Origin of the sequence: Arthrobacter sp. 'calajunan' (assembly GCF_046940185.1) — a bacterium.
Classification (GTDB): domain Bacteria; phylum Actinomycetota; class Actinomycetes; order Actinomycetales; family Micrococcaceae; genus Glutamicibacter; species Glutamicibacter soli.
This window is the reverse complement of record NZ_JBKZDY010000009.1, coordinates 63,658-88,049: the sequence shown is the minus strand read 5'-3', so window position 1 is coordinate 88,049 and position 24,392 is coordinate 63,658. Positions and strand designations below refer to the sequence as shown.

Genomic DNA, 24,392 nt, shown 5'->3' with positions numbered 1-24,392 from the left:
CGCGGAATTTTTTACCAAAGCAATGCGTTGAGGTGGATAGTGAGGTAAGCCCTCGCTATCCACCTCGCATTATAAGAATGAAAGGGTTCTACCCCCGTGACTTCAGTACAGAACGATGAAATCCGCGACGTAATCATCGTGGGTTCCGGCCCTGCCGGTTACACCGCTGCGATCTACACCGCGCGAGCAAACCTGAATCCCCTGGTGATTGCAGGTTCCGTAACCGCCGGTGGCGAGCTGATGAACACCACGGACGTGGAGAACTTCCCGGGCTTCCCGCAGGGCATCATGGGCCCGGACCTGATGGACAACATGCAGCAGCAGGCTGAGCGCTTCGGCGCCGAGATCCTCTTCGACGATGTGACCGAGATGAATCTCGAGGGCGAGATCAAGACCCTCTCGCTGGCCGACGGCACTGTGTACCGTGCCCGTGCCATCATCGTTTCCACCGGATCCGCTTACCGCGAGCTGGGACTGGCGGACGAGAAGCGCCTGTCCGGACACGGCGTTTCCTGGTGCGCTACCTGCGATGGCTTCTTCTTCCGCGAACAGACCATCGCCGTGATCGGCGGTGGCGACTCAGCCATGGAAGAGGCGCTGTTCCTGACCAAGTTCGCTTCCAAGGTCATCGTCGTGCACCGCCGCAGCGAACTGCGCGCTTCCAAGATCATGGCTGACCGTGCCCTGGCGCACGAGAAGATCGAGTTCGTCTGGGACTCCGAGGTTGTCGGCATCAACGGCGAGGACAAGGTCAACGGGCTGGTTGTCAAGAACCGTAACACCGGAGAAGAGTCCACCTTGGACGTCACCGGCGTCTTCGTAGCCATCGGTAACGACCCTCGCGTGGATCTGGTCAAGAACCAGCTTGAGCTAACTGCAGAGGGCACCATCGCCGTCGACGGACGCAGCTCCAAGACTTCGCTGCCAGGCGTGTTCGCCGCAGGCGACGTCATCGACTCCACCTACCGTCAGGCCATCACTGCTGCCGGCTCCGGCTGCGCAGCAGCGCAGGATGTCGAGCACTTCCTGGCCAACGTCAAGACCCCGGCAGAAGCCGCAAACTAATTCCTCAGAAAGGGGTTGCATCTCATGAGCAACGCTAAAGCAGTTACCGAAGCAACATTCCAGGCAGAGGTTCTGGAATCCGACAAGCCGGTCATCGTGGACTTCTGGGCAGAATGGTGCGGTCCATGCCGCCAGCTCGGCCCGATCCTGGACCAGATCGCTGAAGAGCACGCTGAAAAGGTCACCGTCGTTAAGCTGAACATCGACGAGAACCAGGCACTTTCCGCCAAGTACGGGATTACCTCCATTCCGGCCATGTTCGTGTTCCAGAACGGCGAGCACGTAGCGTCCTCCTTGGGTGCCAAGCCTAAGGCTGTCATCGAGAAGGAATTTGCAGCCTACCTGTAGCCAGTACTCGGCATCTTGAGTGGTGCGGCGGGATTTGTTCCCGCCGCACCACTTTTTTGTTCAAAGGGTTCGCAACTGCCCCTACCTCTTGTTAGAGTCGGCATGGTGTTCGATCCTGGACGCGTTCTGCGCATCATTCCAGATAAACATATTCATGCGATTGTTTTTGATTCAGCGACACCAAAATGTTCGTGGAGCTCGCGTTGGTGTCCTGCCAACTGTTCATAACCGTAAGCGGTTGGGGCAGGCGTCACCAAAGGCGGCCAGAACTTCATCCGCCAGTTGCGCAGGACGTTCTGGTCGTCGGCTGCGATACTCAGGTAACCGAATCCACGAGAATCGCAATGTTCTGGTCGCGAACCGGCAGGATGCCGATTGCGCTGGATCGGATAGTACTGGAGGCCGCGAGCTATCAATTCCCATCACGTTGAGACGATGCCCCGTCCAGCGACGTGAACGATCCGTATCAATGCCTTCCTGCCGCCATTCCCGGCGGCAATGATCCGAGGCTCCAAGTCCGGCCCGTACACCAGCTAACGACTTCATCCAACCACACTAAGCCGTTGCGCCGGCCTCGACAGCCAACCTGCACCACCTCATATCGCTGGAACACAATTGAAAGAAAGCGGGAACTCTTCAGTCGGCAAGACGAAATCGTTCTGGACCCGGAACTTGTTAACTTTGAGCATGCGCTACCGAAGCTTAGTCATTCATGGCGCGCCCAAGCCTGGAATCCTCAGCGTAATTGCGTCGGTACCTGATGACTCAACGCCGAGTTCACATACTTGGCACCCCGCAGCTCGTCGGACCGAAGATTGCCCGATGCGCCCGTCGAGCGGTGGCAAAGATTTGTTCTGGCCCGGCGACGCGTGCAGAATACAGGCTTCATCAGCACACAGCATTTTTGGTAAAGACAATTGCCGCCCAAGAGTTCACGGCCGCCCCGAAGTGAAAACTTGCTAGTCCTTCGCTGTTCTCCTCAATAAACGCGAACGCACTTGCATCCCTGGCCAGCGCCCCATGGGGGTTCCGGCACCTGTCGCCAACACCGTTGCAATTCCAGGCTCAACGGCACCCGCATAGCCACCTTGCCGGCACCTTTCATCAATCAATCTATTCAACCGGACGCAAGTTCCTACCTGCTGCTCGAACATAGTCGTCACTGCGAAATATCGAAATCGTCGTTGAGTTCCTCTTCAGCACGCTGGCATACTCGCAGCGACAGTGGTGCAGTTGGAGTAGGTGGATTCGTTCGCTGTACTAATTCACGGCTCACTGCTGAAAGGCGTTTCTAGCCATTGGCATGGCATTCATGCTCGCGAATACCACCCATTCCTCTCTGCAGCCCAGGCGTGTGGCTTTACGCCGCCAGGAGGTAGTTCAAGGTTGTCCTGCGTTCTGCGACTCGTAGACTGGGCTGCAGATACGCGTTTCTTCGGATACTGCCCACTCCCCTGATTGACGCTCGCACTTCGCATCATTCACATATTTCAAGTGTTCGCAGGAGCGGGTCGAATGCATCTGTGCGTGTTGACCGGACCCCTTTTCGTTCCCACCGACAGGCCATTCCCCATGTACTGTTTCACGTGAAACATGATCGCGCACGATACCCTATTGGTGCATGAGGCCTACACTCGACGAAGCTGCTTCCGTGGATCTGTTTCACGTGAAACATGAGTCGAAACAGACCGGTGCTACAGCACTGGTGATGTTCCACGTGAAACTTCGCGCCGAGGGCTAGCCTGCACTGGCACTTCGCCGCGTTGTTTCACGTGAAACATGCTCTGCTCCCAACAACGACAGAGAGCCTGCGTTCGGAACAGTGGCCAGTGCCGAGCAGCGCGAGTGAATGCCACGGGGATTAGGAGTGGCCCGGCGAAGGTCAACCGCTCCCCCGATCCCTTAAAGAAGGGTGTCGAGACGGACTGCATGTGCAAACCGCGCCGGGGACGCCCCACAAGCTTCACGTACTGCGCAGGCAAAATCACGAGCCCCAACTCCGTCCCGCTACCGACATTCAAAGACATCGTTTCAGGGGCAGTCCATCGGCCCCTGAAGGCTACGCAGCCGCCGGCAAGCTGCTGGGTCCCTCCTCACGCCTTGCCGTCGGGTGCAGTCGCCAATACCACCGCAGCTGCGAAGACGTCGCGGAGCCAGCCGCATGGTGGCTTGCAGATCCCTTGCATAGCAGAGGGCAACCAGCTTACAGTCATTGGTGGCCGCTCGGAGAGATCCAATCTTATGACCTCCGGTGAGCAAGACCGTTCAGTGTGGAAGCATTCGTCCCACGGACTTGACCTACCGTACACAGCCGAAGCCAGCCGCATGGACCATAGGTACCGTCTACTCCTTGAAGCAGAATTCCCCTATCTTTGACCGAACCAAAAAATGATGCCGAATCGAATGGAATCCGGAAATTACCCGCAGGAATAACAACGGAGAGCTCCACGTAGGTCGACTTCCGCAGCAGCTGCCTCAGCTTGCCTGTGTGCCTTTCTGCCGGCATTTCAGACTCCATTGCCAGTGGAACAGCTGCTGAAGCACTCAGGCGTCGCAGATCGCTCTTCACGAGCCTGTGCGTGCGACAAGGAACATTGAGGGCAAAACTATTGAGCACGAACGGGATACGTTGGGGTTCAAATATGCATGGCAAGTAGATCCGATCTAGACCGTTCTGGCTTCGTTCCTTCTGTTCATAGTCCATCTCAAATCAGCACTCGCCTGGCCACCGAAGCTCATATCTAAAGTCGTTCCCCGACCCAACATCAAGATTCGGTGGCATCACTTTCGTATTAGAAACTGCCAAACTCAAGAACGAAGCCGTACAAGCAATGCGATCGGCACCACGTTGCAGTCTTCATGGCCTTTTCCTCGAAGAAGCATGGGCACGATAATTATCGAGTCGGGCGAATTCAGCAGGCGATGCCCGCTCGACGATCCGGGCAATTGATAGGTCTCCACCCGGAATCACTTTAGCGGCAATCATGCACTGCACATTCTGGTTTTAGGTTGGGCAGCAGTACGTAAAGCAAACCTCGAGTGGCCGATAGTAGAACTCGCTCTGACCGATTCAGAGGCAGGATTAAACCAAGGCGCCAGTTCTTCCCCCGCGATTCAGTTGGCTGAATGCGGTCGGAAACTTCGTGGCCAGAACTTGGTAGAGTTCGTACCTCCAGATGCCTGGACATTCGCGGACACGTTGAATGACAGCCCGAAGAAGATCGGCCATCTCATTTCCAGGATTCTCGTCGTTTCCCTTCAGCAACTGAAGAATCAATTTCGTTCGGTGGGGCATCATTCATCGGGTGGCAACCAATATGCGTTCATGCTTCCGGCTCAATGGAAGATGCACATCATTTCCATTCTTCGGGGCCACTATCGCAAGCATCAACGCCATCTTCAGGGCAGAGGTAATCCTCTATCGACGGATTCGCGAAGTGGCAAAGTTGCACGCGGAAATCCGACATACAGCGCATCGCAACACACCTGATAGACCAAAAGCATTAAATTAGCAAAAGGACGTCCTTGAATTACACATCGCAATCTATCAGAGCTCTTGGTTCTGTTAATACCAGATTATTTGGTGTTCACGGATAGGAATCCAACTCCGAAAATACACAGATGAACTTCTGGAGGTCCTTTGCTTCAGCAGTCTCTACGGATGTGCACCGCAACGCTTGGCTGCTCAGGAATTGAACATGGCGCAGGCTCTACTACCAGCGTGCGTGGGAAAGGATCCCGCTGGCGCGGACGAGAGATTGCATACGTTGAGCAGCTGGCGGTGCTTGATGACGCTTGCAATTACCCCGTCGGGTAATTGTATGAGGTGCAGAATGCGTCGAGGTGATCGTGCCAGACTGCTCTCCCCCTTCTGCCGGTATATTCCTCCTGAACTTCCTTCAATATGTAGGAGCAACGCCGCTACGCACGGTGTTGTACACACCAAGTACGGCAGATGCTGCTGTAGGTGATTCACTTTGAAGATCGTGTTCACCCGTGTCGTAGTTGCATCAATACCCGATCAGGCTGACCTTCTCTGCATCCAGGGCGAACGTTTCCAGCGAATAGGTTGCCTCTAGCCGGGGAGAGTTTTGGAGACGTACTCATGGCCGAGAGGACCAGTCTCTCTACTGCGTCGACGCTAGCTTCGTAGTTCACTGTAGGGACCTATCCTCCGGGAAGAATCCAGAAGACTCTACTCATCTAGAAATTGACCGTTGTGGTTGTGCAGCTAGAATTTCTGCTTGTGTTGATGCCAATTTGATCTTCATCCGTGGCCCGATTGCGTCGAATTGAACATGAAACTGGGCAGCCCAAAGCAGGGTGAATAGTCGGAGGTTTAGGAGCCACCGCTATTCCAATTCAGTGCCGCCTGCCAGGTCACCGCGCCGGCAGGCGGCACCGAGAACGCATCCCGCCAGTTCGATGCCCCGTCTGGAATGCCGCACCGGGTGCCCCGACTTTGCCCGTTTCTTCGGGGGCAGGATTTCCAAGTTGGCGTCAACCTGGCCGACTTCTTTGTGGAGTGTGCGCTAATCCAGTTACGTGAACACGCTCTTGTGCTCGTTGCGGCCAAGGAATAAGAACTGTCGGTACACCATTCTCCCTGTCAGCTCCTTCCACTCGTCCCAGCCGCTTGAGGCAACATTGGCCGCATTCAGGACTTCGGCGGCACTATTGCGGGACACCGCGAGCCGACACGATGTGGCGTCCCGGGAGCCCCTCGACCTGAAGCTGGAGTATTCGCTTCGCTTTGTTCTTTTATGGCATTGGCAACGGCTTCTTCCACCACACATCCAGTTGCAAGGCGGGGAGGAATTTTTGCATGGCGGCGCTGGAAGAGTATAACGCGGCATCCGGCAGGTGGTTCTCGAAGAGTCGAATATTCGGCACGGTCCCAAGAATCTCCGTAGTCAGTTCTGCGCCATCTTAGTGGTGAATTGGAACAGCGTCAGCGATACCCAGAATTGATTGAATCAGACGATCCCCTAGCGCCTTCCAGCTGAGCGACAACGCCGGGGGCGACGTATAAGGGCGGCGACACCATGCTGCGCGCCTCAGGAGGCCTCTGAGAGCCCATGGATCGCCTCAGGGGCGGGGTAGAGCCATATAGCGGGCCTGAGAGGCGCTGTGTACGGTTCTAGCGGCCAGCAGGGACGATCTTGGCAGCAACTTATCCGAGCTTCACTACATGGCAACGGTGCCATAGGTGAAAGATTGGTCCGGGCACCCACATTCATTGCCAGTGACGCTGTAATTCCCAGATTTATCGCTCTGGTCAATCGACGAGCCAACCGTAGCCACTCTCCCTTGGCTGATCCGAGCTAAATATCTTTCATGCGGGCCGGCGCTCCAATGGCAGTTGGGACTTCATCCAAGGACTCTGTTGTTGATCCACAGACTTTGTTGCCAGCTACAGTGCGCTCTTCGATTCCCCCGCTGCGGACTGATGTTTGACGGAAAATCCAGTGCGAGGAACAGCATCTGTTTCGGTCCGGATGGCAGGCCTCAAGCATAGTCCATGCAACTAAGCGCCCCAAGGAAAAAGTCCTGCACCATCGACGCTGAACGTGCCCGCATCGCCGCTCCGATAGTTAGGACAGATTCGGACAGGTGCAGTGAATCAGGCTCGGCACGAGAAGCATGTTCGACTCTATGGTGATGCCGTTTGCCCTTGGCAGCATCTAAGAATTATTCGTGGCCATGTTCGCAGGTATCCCCCAATGCAGTACACCATTCGCAAGATCATGCTCTTCGAGCTATCCGAGTCGTGGGTGCGGACCGATTCGCCGGATTGGTCTCCGGAAACAAACTGGGTAATGACATAACGTTCGCACTAGCCATCAACAATGGAAACAAGTAGCCCCGGACTGCGCCCGATACCTCAGCTTCAGGATCAGCATTATTGCCCAAGCGGTCTATTGGCCAATAGGATTGTTGTGACCGCAGTATCCGGAGTTTTGCGTGTGACAATTGCATTGTCCGCTGTAGCAACTACCAGGGTCGGTTCCGGTCCATCATGTCCACTGCTCCGAAGGTCAAAGGAAGCGTTCCCAGATACCTTGGCAATGCGTCCTCTTGAGTCCTGGTTTTGTAGTGCATTTTCTTATCGATCCGGGTGTTGAAGCAGGAATTTCAAATCAATCGTCCATCGTCTCGTCTCCCCAAATCAGTCCCTTCGACAAGTCGAGAGGTGTTTCACGTGAAACACGGCTCGTGCGAAACGCAGTTAAGGCAAGCAGGGTGCATGTTTCACGTGAAACATGCACCCTGAAGGGATGGGACTATTAGGATTTCATATTCGGATCGAGAACTTCCATGATTCGATTCAAATCTTCGACAGAGGCGAATTCGATACTGACCTTGCCTTTGCGACTGCCCAGCTGGATCTTGACGTTTGTATCGAGCCTGTCTGCAAGTGATGTCGCGATAAAGTCGAGCCTCTCATTCCGCTGCGCCTCGCGTACCTTCCGCCCCTTAGGTTTTGGCTTGTCATCGCTCAGGGCAACTGCTTCTTCGGTGGCGCGCACAGACAGGCCTTCGTTAATAATGCGCTGGGCGAGCTGCTCAATCGCCTCGTTATTGGAAAGCCCAAGAAGAGCGCGGGCATGACCTGCAGAAAGCACACCGGCGGCAACACGACGCTGCACCAGTGCCGGTAGCTTCATGAGGCGGATCGTATTGGAAATCTGCGATCGAGAGCGCCCGATTCGATCCGAAAGCACTTCTTGAGTGCAATTGAACTCTTCAAGTAGCTGTGCGTATGCAGCCGCTTCTTCCAAGGGGTTGAGTTGCGAACGATGCAAGTTCTCCAAAAGTGCGTCGCGCAGGAGATCCGTATCTTGCGTATCCCGAATGATCGCAGGAATTGTCGAAAGTCCTGCTTCCTGGGTTGCCCGCCAACGGCGTTCACCCATAACCAGCTCATATGGTGCGTCGTTCTTTTCACGAGACGGACGCACGACGATAGGTTGCAAGAGACCGATTTCGCGGATCGAGTGGATGAGCTCATCCATATGTTCTTGGTCGAAATTGGTACGCGGCTGCTTGCGGTTCGGATGGATAAGCTTGACGTCAAGCTCGGCGAACTGTGCTCCAGGAACATCGACGAGCCCGTCAGTTTCAACCTCGACAATGGGTTCCGCGGGCTTCGGCTTGGTCGACGCAACCGTGGAAGTGAGTCCCGGCATAGTTGCTCGCGCCTTCTTGCCGGAACGCGATGGAGTGCTTGTAGACGCCGGAGAGGAGGATTTTCTCCCCGGTTCGAAGAACATGTCTACGGGGCGAGCTGGTTTGGCTTTAGACGGCGGAGGGGTCGTTTCCGGCGACGTTGTTTCACGTGAAACATCCGTTTTTTCTTCTGGAGCCGTCGCTGCTGGCGAGCTGGAAATCAGCGCACCTAGTCCCCTGCCCAAGCCACGTTTCTTCTCGGCCATTTGATGCACGCCCTTTCGTCCAGAATCTCAGCCCACGACTAGTCTACTGTTACCTGCGATAGGAGTTGGGACGCGTTGCACTAGTAATCCGGGTGTTTCCATCACTTCCGGAATTTGGTACAAATAATCCGCCTTAAACAACCAAAAGAAGAAGTTTTCCTTCTCTTCGTTGCTGAAATGCTTCGAGCTAGGCTTTGACTCCACGGTCAGCTATTTCCTGTGCTGCCTCCGAGTACGAAAGAGCTCCTGTGGAGTTCGGATCGTATGTGATCACGGTCTGCTGGTAGCTTGGCGCCTCGGAAATTCGAACTGAACGAGGAATCACGGCCTGGAGCACCTGCTCGGGGAAATGCTCGCGAACTTCGTTAGCAACTTGAGCGGCCAGGTTGGTTCGTCCGTCGTACATGGTCAGCAAGATGGTTGATACTGTCAGTCGGGAGTTCAGGTGTTTCTGAATCATCTCGATGTTCTTCAGCAACTGGCTCAGGCCTTCCAGGGCGTAGTACTCGCACTGGATCGGGATCAGGACCTCGCGTGCTGCAACGAAAGCATTGACTGTCAGCAGTCCGAGGCTCGGCGGGCAGTCGATGAACACGTAGTCCAGACGCGGCTGTCCCAAGCGCTGTCGGGTACGCGCGTAGTCGTCTAATGCGCGTTGCAGACGCTGTTCGCGGGCTACGAGGGAAACGAGCTCGATTTCTGCGCCTGCCAGGTGGATGGTAGCGGGCGCAACCTGAAGCGAAGGCAGATCAGGGCAAGTAGCTACCACATCTGCCAGCGGTACGTCGTTAATCAGAACGTCGTAGATGCTGTCTACCTCGGCGTGGTGCTCAATGCCCAGCGCGGTCGAGGCGTTGCCCTGCGGATCGATGTCGATCACCAGGACATTCAAACCTCCCTTGGCCAATGCAGCAGCCAAGTTGACGGTCGTAGTTGTCTTTCCTACGCCACCTTTTTGGTTTGAGATAGTGAAGTATCGGGTCTTGTCAGGCTTGGGCACCTTACGGGCCTCCAAAGCTTCGCGTCGACGATGTTCGCTCGCCAGCTGGCTAGCTAACGGCGAGGAAGAGTCGTTGAAGTCAAAAGCGCTGCTCGACGAATCCTTGGTCTTAGACAAGGTTAAACTCCTCCTCATGGAATGATGCAGTCGCACTTTCTGACTGTCATCGACAATGTTTCACGTGAAACATTCAAAACAAGTCTTTAAGTTTGCAATCAGCTTTTTATGTCGAATGCCTTCAACATAACCGCGTCTGGCGCACCTAGAGCTGTTTCAAGCCTAACTCGTTGGACTAGCCAACCTTGATACGAACCACCGTAGTAGGTTCGGCGAGGAGTCCTTCCCCGATCACCATAACTTCGGTTTCCTTACCGCCCAGCTTGCGGATGGCCTTCGAAGCCTTGTCGATTTCCTCGGCGGCAGAGCGGCCCTTGATGGCGATGAGCTCGCCCTCACCGTGCAGCAATGGAATCGTCAGTCCGGCAAGATTAGTCAGCGCCGAGACAGCGCGTGCGGTCACGTACCGGGCATTGACGACGTCTACCATCTGCTCGGCGCGGCCACGCATGACGGTGACGTTGGTCAGGCCCAAGTCATCGATGACTTCGGAAAGCCAGATGCAGCGGCGCTCCAGGGGCTCGATCAGCGTCAGGTTCAGGTCCGGGCGGGCGATGGCCAAGCAGAGCCCTGGCAGGCCGGCACCGGAGCCCACATCGGCTACCTCGGCGTCCTTCTCCATGACCGACTCGATGACCGCGCAGTTGAGTACGTGACGGGACCAAAGGCGGGGCACCTCACGCGGGCCGAGCAGGCCGCGCTCGATGCCGGAGGTAGCCAGATGCTCTACATAGCGCTTGGCAAGATCAAGACGGTCCCCGAAGATCTTTTCGGCGGCGAGCGTCTCTTCTGGGTTGAGGCTGAGGTCCTCAGTCATTGCATGGTCCTTTGGTTGTTCACGTACGCTTTCGGCCGGCGCGGATTAGTTGTCCAGCATTGACACAACGATGTGCCGGCGACCCGACTCACCCTCGGATTCGGAGTGCAGTCCAGCGTCGGCAATGACGTCGTGGACCAGCTTGCGCTCATAGGCGCTCATCGGCTGCAGGTGGACGTCCTCACCGGTCTCTCGGGCCTTGTGAATCGCTTCGTCGGCGATGGCATGCAACTGCTCGGCTCGATCCGAACGGTAACCGGCGATGTCCAGAACCAGCCGCGAACGCTCTCCGGTAGCGTTTAGGACAGCCAGGCGGGTAAGTTCCTGAAGTGCGTCCAGGACTTCGCCATCCTTGCCGACAAGGCTGCTCAGATCGGCGCCTTCTTCCTCAGTCACGATGGAGATGTACGTGCGGCCACCGCGGATTTCGATGTCGATGTCGCCATCGAGGTCCGCGATATCCAGGAGCTCCTCAAGGTAGTCGGCGGCGACGTCGCCCTCGTCCAGAACTTCCTGTTCGGAATCGACCTGGTTTTCCAGATCGTTCACTTCAATGTTTTCGGCTGCAGTCATGGCTATTTCTTCTTCCGGCGGTTCTTACGCTGCGGCTGCTCGCGCTGGCCCTTAGGCTGCTCGATGACGGGCTGCTCAGCTTCTGCGTTCTTCTTCTGGCCAACTGGTGGCAGGCCCTTGGCGGCGCGTCGGGCGTTGAGCTCACGCTCTGCCTCGGAACCCGGAGTCGGGTTGTTGTGGATGACCCAGTACTGCTGGCCGAGGGTCCACAGGTTGGTGGCGGTCCAGTAGATCAGCACACCGATTGGGAAGTTGATGCCGCCGATGCCGAAGACCAGTGGCAGGATGTACAGCATCATCTTCTGCTGCTGCATGAACGGGCCCTGCAGGGCTTCTGCGCTCATGTTCTTGGTCATCAGCTGGCGCTGGGTGAAGAACTGGGAAGCGATCATGGCAAGGATCATGATCACGGCGACGATAACGACGGCCCAGTTGGTGTTGCCGGAGTTGAAGGTGCCCAAGAACGTCTCGGACAGTGGCGCGCCGAAGATGGTTGCTGCGTCGAAGCTGCGGATATTCTCAACCGACAGGGCGCCGACGGACTGTCCGGACTCGCTTGCATGGGAGGCGTTGTTCAGCACGCGGAACAGCGCGAAGAAGAACGGCATCTGGATCAGTAGCGGGAGGCAGGAAGACAGCGGGTTGGTCTTGTGCTTCTTGAACAGCGCCTGCTGCTCCTGCACCATGGCCTGACGCGACATCTGGTCGGTCTTGCCCTTGTATTTTGCCTGCAGCTTCTTCAAATCCGGCTGCAGGGCCTGCATAGCGCGCTGCGACTTGATCTGCTTGACGAATACCGGAATCAGCAGGGTACGGATCAGCAGCACGAGGAAGATGATGGACAGAGTCCAGGTGACACCCGAGTCGGGATTCATGCCGATGAGCGTGAACAGTTCGTGGAAAGCCCACAGAACCCAAGACACCGCATACGTAAACGGAGTCAATATCGTGTCTAGGAAGTTGTTCATCAGAGGTCGCGCTCCTTGCGGCCGCTATCCGCGGCGTCTTCATCGTCGGGAATCACAGGATGATTCAAAACTATGATCCTCGGCAGTTTACCTTCTGGCCAAATCCTCGGTCCCTCAGGAACGTGGTCGACGCCTCCGTGGGACCACGGATTGCACCGGAGGATCCGCCATGCGGTTAGCCCGACACCTTTAACGACGCCGTGCTGGGTGACTGCTTCGAGCCCATAGGCAGAACAGCTGGGGAAATATCTGCACACATCGCCGTACAACGGCGAAATGATTTTTCGGTAGATCTTGAGCAAGCCGATCAGGATATTGCGTGGAATGTCGATGACGAACCACAACACTCCTGTGCGGGGTGCTGAATCTTTGCGCATCAGCGTGCCTCGGTCTTTCGAACTGCCGAGGCAAATGCCGAGGAAACCTGCGAATGGAGTTCGTCCCAGGAGATTTCTGCAGCTCCAGGGAGCGCACGTACGACGATGTCCAGATTTCCATCCGCACGCCGAAGCTCATGGGCTATTTCGCGCATTCTCCGCTTGGCAAGGTTCCTTTTAACGGCAATACCTACAGCCTTGGACACAATGAATCCAAACCTGTCCCCCGATTCTTCATCAATCCGGGGTCGTGCATATAGCACGACGTTCCGGCGTCCGCTTCGGACGCCGGAACGTACAGTGGCTGTAAGGTCCTGCGCTAGGCGCAGTCGCTGATTCTTTGGCAACATGAGATTTCTTCGTGACTCTTAGCCGAGTCCAGGAAAACTACGCTGCCAAGAGCTGTGTCGCAAATTTATGCGGACAGCTCGCTGCGACCCTTGCTGCGGCGTGCCGACAGGATGGCACGACCCGCACGGGTACGCATACGAAGGCGGAAACCGTGCTTCTTGGCACGACGACGGTTGTTTGGCTGAAAAGTCCGCTTGCTCACGGTGATACTCCAAGACGTTTAGTGATACGCCCTACCCGTTGCTAGCTAGCTGGATAACAACTTGATGGCGCACATTTATTTTTTGAAAAACGCGAGGTTCGGCGGGCTCTTCTAAAACTGAGCAGGTCGCAAAACGCACGCATAGGACTAAATAACAATAGAAAAAACTGCGCGACAGGTCAAATTGGCGCACCTGTAGCTCCCCGTTTGATCTAACAGGGCAGTGCCTGTGAATAATCTACCCCAAACTTGTGGATTATTGGTGGACTCAACGAAAGAAAGTTCACATCCAAACGCGTACTTCCACGTCATCCTGTGCTTGAAAACGCTTGATTTCAAGGGAAAAGTAGATTTCCACAACCAAAACTCCGAGTTTTTCCACCGAGCTGTGCATAACCATGTGGATGACGGATAGAATCAAGGGGGATGATGCCGATTCGGCACCACCTTAGACACCCATTCATGGGGTGTTAAGTGACCAAGATTGCATTAATTCGACGGAAAGCGGGGCGCCCTTAGTGAGCAGCGACGAAACCAATAGCATTGGTAGCTCATGGCGCCAGGTAATCCGGAAGATCGAGGACGACGACCGAGTCAAGGCCCGCCACCGCGCCTTCGTCTCCTTGGCCAAGCCTCAAGGATTGATCGGGACCACCCTGCTGGTCGCTGTGCCCAACGACTTGACCCGAGACATGCTGCAGACCCAGCTCCGAGAGCCGCTGGATGATGCACTGCGGGCAGTCTTCCAGGACGATATCCGCTGCGCCGTCAGCGTCGATCTGTCGTTGTCCGATGAATTGGAAGCCGAAGAGCCCGAAGTTCAAACAGCTCCGGCAACACCACCAGCGGTGACTGAAGCCCCAGGTCCGCGCCCGCAGCCGGCACCGCAGCCCACTCCCCCATCGAACTCGCAGGAATTCGGCCGTCTGAACCCGAAGTACATTTTCGACACTTTTGTCATCGGCTCATCGAACCGATTCGCCCATGCTGCCGCCGTCGCAGTAGCCGAGGCACCGGCCAAGGCGTACAACCCCTTGTTCATCTACGGCGACTCCGGACTGGGCAAAACCCACCTGCTGCATGCAATTGGGCATTACGCTCGCCACCTCTACAAGGGCATTCGTGTGCGCTACGTGAATTCAGAGGAGTTCACCAACGACTTCATCAACTCCATCCGCGATGACGAAGGCGCCAGCTTCAAGCAGACTTACCGCAACGTCGACATCCTGCTGATCGACGATATCCAGTTCTTGGCAAACAAGGACGCCACCCAGGAAGAGTTCTTCCATACGTTCAACGCCCTGCACAACCACAACAAGCAGGTTGTGATCACGTCGGACCTTCCGCCCAAGCAACTTCAGGGCTTCGAAGACCGCATGCGTTCGCGTTTCGAGTGGGGCCTGCTGACCGATATCCAACCGCCTGAGTTGGAAACCCGTATTGCGATTCTGCGCAAGAAGGCCGATGCGGAGAATCTATCCGCGCCCAGCGATGTCATGGAATACATTGCTTCGCGCATCTCAACCAATATCCGCGAGCTCGAAGGCGCCCTCATCCGTGTCACCGCCTTCGCGTCGCTGAACAATCAGCCGGTCGACCTGGCCCTAGCGGAAACCGTGCTCAAGGATCTGATCAGCGACGACGGCGCGCAGGAAATTACGCCCTCGACCATCATCAAGCAGACCGCTGAGTACTTCGGGCTGAGCATTGAAGAACTGAACAGCAAGTCGCGTACCCGCACGCTGGTCACCGCGCGGCAGATCGCCATGTACCTGCTGCGTGAACTGACCGAGATGTCCTTGCCGAAGATCGGTGCGGAACTTGGCGGGCGCGACCACACCACCGTGATCCACGCTGACCGCAAAATCCGTGAATTGATGGCCGAGAGACGCGCGATCTTCAACCAGGTGACGGAATTGACAAACCGTATTAAGCAGAGCCAGCGGGAGCATTAAAAGCTGAAATCACAGGTGTGGATAAATCTGTGGAAGATCTGGTGACGATCTGCGCATAAGTACGGCATCGCATGTGGACGACAGAAATCATGGAACTGAGTTTCAACAAGCGCATGGAACTCAGTGTCAGCTTCAATCACATCTTGTTCACATGCACAATCTGCACCAGATCTGACGCTATGGCGGTTATCCACAGTATCCACAAGGGTTATTAACACTTCTACCTTTAAGACCTATTCATCCAAATAACGAGTCCACTCCCCGCCCAGGACTTCGGAACTGTGCAGAACCCAAATTTTTGTTGGCTGTTCCACACTTTGACCCCTTCGCTGCGACAGCGTCGGAGGGACGTGGCAAAATTATTTGCAGAGAACGTGCAACTACCTGATCTATGCTTAAGAACTTGGCGGGAAACTACCTTCTTGGCCTGACTTAAGACTTATGGGTTTCGAAAGGCGGATTTTTCGTGAAGTTCAGCGTTGAAAAGGATGTTTTGGCAGACGCCGTATCTTGGACCGCCCGGTCCTTGGCGCAGCGGCCCCCTTCGCCTGTATTGGCTGGCATTCTGATCACTACCCACGAGGGCATCGTTCGCCTTGAGGGATTCGATTACGAAATTTCGTCCCACATCGAGATTCCAGCGGACATCTCCGAGCAGGGATCTATCCTGGTCTCCGGCAAGCTGCTGGCAGAGATCACTCGTTCACTTCCGAATTCCACGGTCACCCTCGAAACCGAGGGTTCGAAGATTTCCCTGACCTGCGGCCGTTCGCGCTTCCATCTGGCCACCATGCCAGTTGATGAATACCCGACCTTGCCGGCCTTGCCTGAAATCGCAGGCACCATCGACGGACAGGCATTCGCCGAAGCCGTTTCGCAGGTCATCGTGGCCGCATCGAAGGATGACACCCTCCCGGTGCTGACCGGTATCAAGGTTGAAATCGAAAACGATCTCATCACCTTCCTAGCCACCGACCGCTACCGTCTGGCCATGCGCGAGCTGAACTGGACTCCAAACCAGTCGGAAATCTCGACTTCGTTCCTGATCAAGGCCAAAACCCTCAGCGAGGTTGCCAAGACCCTCTCAAGCTCAGGTGAGCTCAAGCTGGCCATCAGCCAGAATGGCGAAATGATCGGCTTTGAAAGCACGAACCGTCGCACCACGTCGCTGTTGATTAACGGCGAATACCCGAAGATCCGTTCGCTGTTCCCTAGCGACACCCCAATCCATGCCACCGTGCGAACCAGTGAATTGATCGAGGCCGTACGCCGTGTCTCCGTCGTTGCCGAACGCAATACCCCGGTACGCATGGCATTCACCGACGGCCAGCTGACCTTGGACGCCGGCACCGGAGAGGATGCACAGGCGGAAGAAGCCATTGTCGCCGCCCTGCGGGGTGAAGACATTGTGGTGGCGTTCAACCCGACCTTCCTTTCCGAGGGCCTGAACTCCTTCAACACTGATTTCGTTCGTTTCTCCTTCACCAGCGCACCCAAGCCGGCCATGTTGACAGGCCAGGAAAAGCTGGACGAAGAGGATCAGGACCAGTACCGCTACCTGGTCATGCCAGTTCGACTGCCGAACTCCAACTAGCAAATTCTCGGTGGGCGGCAACTGCCGCCCACCGCTTCTTCCTGTCAGGATTCCGGTGTATATCTCGCAGCTTTCCCTCACGAGCTTCCGCTCGTATGCGCAAGCCGACGTGCACCTTGTTCCCGGAATCAACGTCCTGGTGGGGCCGAACGGCGTGGGCAAGACCAACATCGTCGAATCCATCGGTTATCTGGCAAATCTTGCTTCCCATCGGGTCAGCAACGATGCTCCGCTCTTGAATTTCGGCGCCGACCGCGCGTTGATCCGAGGCACGTTGCATCGCGGAAACCAGCAAACGCAGCTCGAGGTGGAGATCACCAGCGGGAAGATCAACCGCGCGCGCATCAACCGGGCGAATCCGGTGCGTGCCCGGGAAATCCTTGGCATGGTTCGCACGGTGCTGTTCGCACCGGAAGATCTTGCGTTGATCAAGGGCGACCCATCGAACCGCCGCCGTTTCCTCGATGAACTGCTGGTGGCCCTGCGCCCGGTCGAGGCCGGAACCAAAAACGACTACGAACGCATCGTGAAACAGCGCAACGCGCTGCTCAAGTCGATCCGCGGCAAGTCCAAGCTGACTGCCTCGCAGGAAAATACGCTGCAGGCGTGGGATCTGCAACTGGCAGCCTGCGGAGCGCGGCTGATCCGCGGAAGGCTGAACGTCCTGTCGCTGTTGCGCCCCTACATGCAGGCCGCCTATGCGGATCTTGCAGACGGCGCGAAGGAAGCCAGCGCGGTATACCGTTCGTCGCTCGAAGGCGAAGTGGAAGATGCCAGCCTGCCGGCCCGGGACCTCGAATCCCTGGACCAAGAGGAAATCCAGGATCTGCTGCTGTCTGCGATCGAAGCGAACCGCTCCCGCGAGCTGGACCGCGGCATTTCCCTGTTCGGACCGCACCGAGACGATCTGGTCCTCACCCTCGGCGCGGCGCCGGCCAAGGGGTACGCCTCGCACGGTGAAACCTGGTCCTTTGCGTTGTCGCTGCGTCTGGCTGCCTACCGGGTCTTCGGCGACGACGACCCCCGTCCGGGCTCCGGGCCGATCCTGATCCTTGACGACGTGTTCGCCGAGCTGGATGCAACGCGCCGCAACCGCTTGGCCCATATTGTCGCCGGAGCCGAACAGGTGCTGGTCACCGCTGCCGTGGTGGAAGACGTTCCCGAGGCCTTGAAGGGGCATTTCTTCCAGGTCTCCCCTGGGCAGGTTGTCGATGCCTAGCCACAACTTCGACGACGAGCATCGCCTGGATCCGGAAATCGACGCCGCCAAGGCGTTGCTCAACCGAATGCGCAAGCTCGCCGAGGAGCGCGGCGATTCGCGTCTGGACGCGGCCCGCATGGCCAAGGTGCGCAAACGCCAGCTCTCCCGCAATACGCTGGGGTCCGCCAAGAAAACCACGGACGAGGACGCTCCTCGCGACCCGAGGTCCATCGGCGCAGTGGTGGCCAGGATGTCCAAATCCCGGGGCTGGAGCACCCAGGTGGCCGTCGGATCGGTGCTCGGCCGCTGGAACGAGCTGGTCGGCGAAAACATCGCCAAGCACTGCCGCCCCGAGTCGTTCGAGGACACCGTGGTCGTGGTGCGCTGCGATTCCACGTCCTGGGCGACCCAGCTGAGGCTGCTGAGCCACCAGCTGCTGAAGAAATTCGATGCCGAGCTCGGCCCCGGCATCGTGACAGTGATCCGGGTGCTCGGTCCGAATGCCCCGACGTGGCGCCACGGCTCGAGATCGGTGGCCGGCCGCGGCCCCCGGGACACCTACGGCTAGAAATGCTGGCATGGCATATGGCGGTCTAACGCACCTCCCGGCTGGATCCCCCCTCAGATGATCACTCAAACTCGCTCAGATGGTCGATTCTGTGCCTTCTGCGGCTGATTTAGGCCACAGAATCCCCGATAATTTTGCTATAGGCGGTAGAATTAGGGGTAGTGAATTGACTGTGCCGTGGGTTAACCCGCGTCTAGGTCGCTCCAGACCAAGATCGCTGAACGCGTCCGGGCTCGGACCGCGCATGGTGGTCGCGCGCCAAATTCGAGGAGTTCGTAGCACCCGTGTCTACCGAAAACGCTTCACCGCAGGAACCGGACAACATCCCAGTACCTGCTGAATCGATGACTTCCAAAGTCGAGCACACATACGGCGCCCAGGATATTACCGTCCTCGAAGGACTCGAAGCGGTACGCAAACGCCCGGGCATGTACATCGGTTCCACCGGCCCCCGCGGCCTGCACCACCTGGTTTATGAAGTCGTTGACAACTCCGTCGATGAGGCGCTGGCCGGCTACTGCGACACCATCAACATCACCCTGCAGGCCGACGGCGGCGTACGCTGCGAAGACAACGGCCGCGGCATTCCCGTGGACATCCACCCCACCGAGGGTAAGCCCACCGTCGAGGTCGTCATGACCATCCTGCACGCCGGCGGCAAGTTCGGCGGCGGCGGCTACGCGGTTTCCGGCGGCCTGCACGGCGTGGGCATCTCCGTGGTCAACGCGCTGTCCCGCAAGGTCGACACCGTGGTCCGCCGGCAGGGCCATGCCTGGCGCATCGGCTACTCCAACGGCGGGCACACCACCACTCCGCTGACCCAGGGCGAGGCCACCGAGCAGACCGGCACCACCCAGACGTTCTATCCGGATCCGGAAATCTTCGACACCATCGACTTCGACTTCGAGACCCTGCGCGCCCGCTTCCAGCAGATGGCGTTCCTGAACAAGGGCCTGCGCATCACCCTCACCGACGAGCGCGTGCCGGAGGTCGCCGAGCCGGAGGCCGAGGTCGAAGAGGAGATCGAGAACCAGGTCGTCAAGCCGCGCCGCGTCGACTACCTCTACAAGGACGGCCTGCTGGACTACGTCAAGCACCTGAACGCCGCCAAGAAAGTCGAGCTGGTCCACGACGAGGTCATCGCCTTCGAAGCGGAGGACACCACCCGCGGCATCAGCCTGGAAATCGCCATGCAGTGGACCACCGCCTACGCGGAGTCGGTGCACACCTACGCGAACACCATCAACACCCATGAGGGCGGAACCCACGAAGAGGGCTTCCGCGCCGCGCTAACCAGCCTGCTCAACCGCTACGCGCGCGAGAACAAGATCCTGCGCGAAAAGGACGACAACCTCACCGGCGACGACGTGCGCGAAGGCCTGACCGCGGTGCTCTCCGTGAAGCTTTCCGAGCCGCAGTTCGAAGGCCAGACCAAAACCAAGCTGGGCAACTCGATGGCCCGCGGCTTCGTGCAGGGTGTGGTCAACGACGAGCTCGGCGACTGGTTCGGCCGCAACCCGAACATCGCCAAGGACATCATCCGCAAGGCGCAGCTGGCGTCCCAGGCCCGCATGGCCGCGCGCAAGGCCCGCGACAACGCGCGCCGCAAGTCCCCCATGGAATCCTTCGGCATGCCCGGCAAGCTCTCGGACTGCTCCTCGAAGAACCCAATCGAGTGCGAAGTGTTCATCGTGGAGGGCGACTCCGCAGGCGGCTCGGCCAAGCGCGGACGCAACCCGCATACCCAGGCGATCCTGCCGCTGCGCGGCAAGATCCTGAACGTTGAACGCGCCCGCCTGGACCGCGCGCTGGGCAACGCCGAGGTACAGGCGATGATCACCGCCTTCGGCACCGGCATCGGCGAAGAATTCGACATGTCCAAGCTGCGCTACCACAAGATCGTGCTGATGGCCGATGCGGACGTGGACGGCCAGCACATCACCACGCTGCTGCTGACCCTGATCTTCCGCTTCATGCGCCCGCTGATCGAGCAGGGCTACGTCTTCCTGGCCAGCCCGCCGCTGTACCGCATCAAGTGGTCCAATGCCCCGCACGACTACGTGTACACCGACAAGGAACGCGACGCAGCCCTGGTCGCCGGCGCCGCCGCCAACAAGCGCCTGCCGAAGGAAAACGGGATCCAGCGCTACAAGGGCCTGGGCGAGATGGACTACTCCGAGCTGTGGGACACCACCATGGACCCGGACCGCCGCACGCTGCGCCAGGTCACCATGGATGATGCCGCCGCCGCGGACGAGATTTTCTCCGTGTTGATGGGCGAGGACGTCGAGTCCCGCCGCAACTTCATCCAGCAGAACGCGAAGGACGTCCGCTTCCTGGATATCTAGGCGATACCACCCGCGGACCGTAGAACTTTTTGATGTGTAAGGGAAGAAATTGAGCGACGAGCAGACCCCTGAGAACGAACCGCTGGACGGCGAGGTCATAGCGCACGAGGGCGGGCGCATTGACCAGATCGACCTGCAGGCAGAAATGCAGCGGTCCTATCTTGACTACGCCATGGCCGTGATCGTCGGCCGCGCGCTGCCGGATGTGCGCGACGGCCTGAAGCCGGTGCACCGCCGCGTCATCTATGCGATGTTCGACGGCGGCTACCGCCCCGAGCGCGCGTACAACAAGTGCGCCCGCGTGGTCGGCGAGGTCATGGGCCAGTACCACCCGCATGGCGACACCGCGATCTACGATGCGCTGGTCCGCCTGATCCAGGACTGGGTCATGCGCTACCCGCTGGCCCTGGGCCAGGGCAACTTCGGTTCCCCGGGCAATGACGGTGCGGCCGCCCAGCGTTACACCGAGACCAAGATGGCCCAGCTGGCCATGGAAATGGTCCGCGACATCAACGAGGACACCGTTGATTTCCAGGACAACTACGATGGCAAGAACCAAGAACCCACCGTCCTGCCGGCGCGTTTCCCGAACCTCTTGGTCAACGGCTCCTCCGGCATCGCCGTGGGCATGGCCACCAACATCCCGCCGCACAACCTGCGTGAGGTCGCCGAGGGCGTGCAGTGGTACCTGCAGAACCCGGAAGCGTCGCGCGAGGAACTGCTGGCGGCGTTGATGCAGCGCGTGAAGGGCCCGGACTTCCCGACCGGAGCCATGATCCTTGGCACCAAGGGCATTTCCGATACCTACCGCACCGGCCGTGGCTCGATCACCATGCGCGCTGTGGTCAACGTGGAGGAAATCCAGGGCCGCACCTGCCTGGTGGTCACCGAGCTGCCGTACATGGCCAACCCTGACAACCTGGCGGTGAAGATCGCCGAGCTGGTGCGCGACGGCAAGATCTCCGGCATCGCGGACATGCGCGACGAGACCTCGGGCCGCACCGGCCAGCGCCTGGTGATCGTGCTCAAGCGCGATGCCGTGGCCAAGGTGGTGCTGAACAACCTCTACAAGCACACCGAGCTGCAGTCCAACTTCTCCGCCAACATGCTGGCGATCGTGGACGGGGTGCCGCGCACCCTGCCGCTGGATGGATTCATCCGCCACTGGGTCACCCACCAGATTGAAGTCATCGTCCGACGCACGCAGTACCGCCTGCGCAAGGCCGAGGAAGAGGCGCATATCCTGCGCGGCCTGCTCAAGGCGCTGGACGCATTGGACGAGGTCATCGCCCTAATCCGCCGTTCCTCGACCACCGAGGCGGCACGCGACGGGCTGATGGAGCTGCTGGACATCGACGAGGAACAGGCCCGCGCCATCCTCGACATGCAGCTGCGCCGCCTGGCCGCCCTGGAACGCCAGAAGATCCAGGACCGCCATGCAGAGCTCGAGCGCATGATCTCCGAATTCAAGGCGATCATCGCCGATCCGCAGCGCCAGCGCACCATCGTCTCGGAAGAGCTGGCCGAGATCGTGGACAAGCATGGCGACGACCGCCGCACCAAGATCCTCATGGGCTTCGACGGCGACATGAGCGTCGAGGACCTGATTCCCGAAGAGGAAATGGTCGTCACCATCACCCGAGGCGGCTACGTCAAGCGCACGCGCATCGACAACTACCGTTCGCAGGCCCGCGGCGGCAAGGGCATCAAGGGCGCGTCCCTGCGCGGTGACGACGTGGTGGAACACTTCTTCGTTACCTCCACGCACAACTGGCTGCTGTTCTTCACGAACCACGGCCGCGTCTACCGCACCAAGTGCTACGAGTTGGCCGAGGCCGGCCGCGATGCCAAGGGGCAGCACGTGGCCAACGTGATGGCATTCCAGCCGGACGAGCACATCGCCCAGGTGCTTGACCTGCGCACCTACCAGGATGCGCAGTACCTGATGCTGGCTACCCGCAACGGCCTGGTGAAGAAGACCCGCCTGGAGGACTACGACACCAACCGCACCGCCGGCGTGATCGCCATCAACCTGCGCGAGGACGACGAACTGGTCTCCGCGCAGCTGGTCAGCGAATCCGATGATGTGATGCTTGTCTCGCGCAAGGGCCAGTCGGTGCGCTTCACCGCCACCGACACAGCGCTGCGCCCGATGGGCCGCGCCACCTCCGGCGTGACCGGCATGAAGTTCCGCGACGGCGACGAACTGCTCGCCGCCGACGTGGTCCGCGAAGGCTCCTACATGTTCACGGTGACCGACGAGGGCTACGCCAAGCGCACCACGGTCGAGGAATACCGCGTGCAATCCCGCGGCGGCTTGGGCATTAAGGTGGCCAAGCTCAACGAGGAACGCGGCGAACTGGTCGGCGCCATGATCGTCGACGAGACCGACGAGGTGCTGGTGGTCATGGGCTCGGGCAAAGTGGTCCGCTCCGCGGTTTCGCAGGTTCCTTCCAAGGGACGCGACACCATGGGCGTGATCTTCGCGAAGCCCGACAAGAAGGATTCGATCATCGCGGTCGCCAAGAATACTGAAACCGAGCTTGAAGAGAACTCGGAGGAAGATACCGTAATCTTGGATCCGGAAAACATCACCAATGAGTCATCAGGCACGTCGGAAAGCATTTCCGAGTCCGCAGAAGATGACACCACTAACGGAGGTAACGCATGAGCACGCCCTCGACGCCACGCCCCAGCGGCAGTGCCCCGAAGAGCGCAGCGCCGCGGCCTACCCAGGTAAAGCGACCTGCGACCGCCGGCAGCCGCCCAGCACCGGGCCAGCGCCCGGCCGCCGGACAGCAGCGTCCGGCCGGAGCGCCCCGCCCATCCGCTCCACGCCCAACCGGCCAGCAGCGTCCCGCTGGAAGTCAGGAGCGCCTGGTGCGTCCTGCGCCGAAGGCGAAGGTCCGCAAGGCCCGCCTACTGGTTTCCAAGGTTGAACCGTTCTCGGTCCTGAAAATCGCCTTCCTGCTCTCGGTGGCCTTCGGCGTCATCACCGTGGTCGCCGCGGTGGGCATCTGGGCCGTGCTGGACCTGAGCGGAACGTTCGATGCCTTCAACCAGCTGATGCGCGATGCCATTGGCGCTGAAGACAGCTTCGACCTGCGCGATTCGATGTCCCTGGGCCAGGTGGCGTCCTATGCAACCATTCTTGCCGTGGTCAACGTGGTCGTGATTTCGGTGGTCGCCATGCTGGGATCGGTGTTGTACAACATCGCTTCCTCGCTGGTTGGCGGCGCCGGAGTGACCCTCACAGACGACTAGAATCACCCAAGTCGAGCCCGGGATTCATGCTGTGACGCATGACACCCGGGCTCGATTTGTATCTTCGTAAAAACCCCGGTAAAGTTTTATTTCGTTCCGAAGGGAACAAAACAAAAGCAAGGGCGTATAGCTCAGGCGGTTAGAGCGCTTCGCTGATAACGAAGAGGTCCCAAGTTCAAGTCTTGGTACGCCCACCGAATCCTTGCTG

The 24,392-nt window shown here is 58.4% G+C and carries 17 protein-coding genes, 1 tRNA gene and 1 pseudogene; 10 read left to right on the top strand and 9 right to left on the bottom strand.

Going from position 1 to position 24,392, the window contains the following annotated elements; translation table 11 throughout:
- Window positions 1–96: 96 nt before the first annotated feature.
- Together trxB and trxA are read left to right on the top strand one after the other, a co-directional pair.
- Window positions 97–1,065, top strand: coding sequence for a thioredoxin-disulfide reductase (trxB, locus tag RF641_RS14080; protein ID WP_047120560.1), 969 nt, complete (start codon window positions 97–99; stop codon window positions 1,063–1,065).
- 24 nt (window positions 1,066–1,089) lie between these two features.
- A complete protein-coding gene (trxA, locus tag RF641_RS14075) occupies window positions 1,090–1,413 on the top strand; it encodes a thioredoxin (RefSeq protein WP_047120561.1) in 324 nt (107 codons plus the stop codon).
- 4,535 nt (window positions 1,414–5,948) lie between these two features.
- On the opposite strand, the pseudogene RF641_RS14070 reads toward trxA, so the two are convergent.
- From RF641_RS14070 to rpmH, 9 genes and pseudogenes are all read right to left on the bottom strand, one after another.
- Window positions 5,949–6,156, bottom strand: a pseudogene (locus tag RF641_RS14070) (IS21 family transposase); the annotation flags it as partial.
- A gap of 1,544 nt (window positions 6,157–7,700) precedes the next feature.
- Window positions 7,701–8,849 (bottom strand): ParB/RepB/Spo0J family partition protein, encoded by a 1,149-nt coding sequence (locus tag RF641_RS14065; RefSeq protein ID WP_047120564.1) that lies wholly within the window; start codon window positions 8,847–8,849, stop codon window positions 7,701–7,703.
- Window positions 8,850–9,036: 187 nt separating this feature from the next.
- Entirely contained in the window at window positions 9,037–9,966 is a 930-nt protein-coding gene (locus tag RF641_RS14060) for a ParA family protein (protein WP_082124035.1), read from the bottom strand.
- Window positions 9,967–10,141: 175 nt separating this feature from the next.
- Window positions 10,142–10,783 (bottom strand): 16S rRNA (guanine(527)-N(7))-methyltransferase RsmG, encoded by a 642-nt coding sequence (gene rsmG / locus RF641_RS14055; RefSeq protein ID WP_047120565.1) that lies wholly within the window; start codon window positions 10,781–10,783, stop codon window positions 10,142–10,144.
- A gap of 45 nt (window positions 10,784–10,828) precedes the next feature.
- Window positions 10,829–11,356 (bottom strand): Jag family protein, encoded by a 528-nt coding sequence (locus tag RF641_RS14050; RefSeq protein WP_047120566.1) that lies wholly within the window; start codon window positions 11,354–11,356, stop codon window positions 10,829–10,831.
- A gap of 2 nt (window positions 11,357–11,358) precedes the next feature.
- Window positions 11,359–12,324, bottom strand: coding sequence for a membrane protein insertase YidC (yidC, locus tag RF641_RS14045; RefSeq protein WP_047120567.1), 966 nt, complete (start codon window positions 12,322–12,324; stop codon window positions 11,359–11,361).
- Entirely contained in the window at window positions 12,324–12,701 is a 378-nt protein-coding gene (gene yidD, locus RF641_RS14040) for a membrane protein insertion efficiency factor YidD (RefSeq protein WP_047120568.1), read from the bottom strand. Before yidD ends, yidC begins: the two co-directional genes overlap by 1 nt.
- A complete protein-coding gene (gene rnpA / locus RF641_RS14035) occupies window positions 12,701–13,051 on the bottom strand; it encodes a ribonuclease P protein component (protein WP_082124036.1) in 351 nt (116 codons plus the stop codon). Before rnpA ends, yidD begins: the two co-directional genes overlap by 1 nt.
- A 65-nt stretch (window positions 13,052–13,116) precedes the next feature.
- Window positions 13,117–13,254: a 50S ribosomal protein L34 gene (gene rpmH, locus RF641_RS14030; RefSeq protein ID WP_082124037.1), complete on the bottom strand. Its 138-nt coding sequence runs from the start codon at window positions 13,252–13,254 to the stop codon at window positions 13,117–13,119.
- Between the two features lie 518 nt (window positions 13,255–13,772).
- On the opposite strand from rpmH, the gene dnaA reads away from it, so the two are divergent.
- From dnaA to RF641_RS13990, 8 genes are all read left to right on the top strand, one after another.
- Window positions 13,773–15,209, top strand: a complete 1,437-nt coding sequence (gene dnaA, locus RF641_RS14025; protein WP_047120570.1) for a chromosomal replication initiator protein DnaA — start codon at window positions 13,773–13,775, stop codon at window positions 15,207–15,209.
- A 466-nt stretch (window positions 15,210–15,675) separates the two neighbouring features.
- Window positions 15,676–16,803, top strand: a complete 1,128-nt coding sequence (gene dnaN / locus RF641_RS14020; RefSeq protein ID WP_047120571.1) for a DNA polymerase III subunit beta — start codon at window positions 15,676–15,678, stop codon at window positions 16,801–16,803.
- A gap of 55 nt (window positions 16,804–16,858) precedes the next feature.
- Window positions 16,859–18,022, top strand: a complete 1,164-nt coding sequence (gene recF / locus RF641_RS14015) for a DNA replication/repair protein RecF (RefSeq protein ID WP_047120572.1) — start codon at window positions 16,859–16,861, stop codon at window positions 18,020–18,022.
- On the top strand, window positions 18,015–18,572 hold the full coding sequence (locus RF641_RS14010) for a DUF721 domain-containing protein (protein WP_082124088.1): 558 nt from the start codon (window positions 18,015–18,017) through the stop codon (window positions 18,570–18,572). Before recF ends, RF641_RS14010 begins: the two co-directional genes overlap by 8 nt.
- 344 nt (window positions 18,573–18,916) lie before the next feature.
- Window positions 18,917–20,920: a DNA topoisomerase (ATP-hydrolyzing) subunit B gene (gyrB, locus tag RF641_RS14005; protein WP_200899427.1), complete on the top strand. Its 2,004-nt coding sequence runs from the start codon at window positions 18,917–18,919 to the stop codon at window positions 20,918–20,920.
- 49 nt (window positions 20,921–20,969) lie between these two features.
- Window positions 20,970–23,591 (top strand): DNA gyrase subunit A, encoded by a 2,622-nt coding sequence (gyrA, locus tag RF641_RS14000; protein ID WP_047120574.1) that lies wholly within the window; start codon window positions 20,970–20,972, stop codon window positions 23,589–23,591.
- A complete protein-coding gene (locus tag RF641_RS13995) occupies window positions 23,588–24,184 on the top strand; it encodes a DUF3566 domain-containing protein (RefSeq protein ID WP_047120575.1) in 597 nt (198 codons plus the stop codon). Before gyrA ends, RF641_RS13995 begins: the two co-directional genes overlap by 4 nt.
- Window positions 24,185–24,304: 120 nt before the next feature.
- A tRNA-Ile gene (locus RF641_RS13990) sits at window positions 24,305–24,378 on the top strand.
- The last annotated feature ends 14 nt before the right edge of the window (window positions 24,379–24,392 follow it).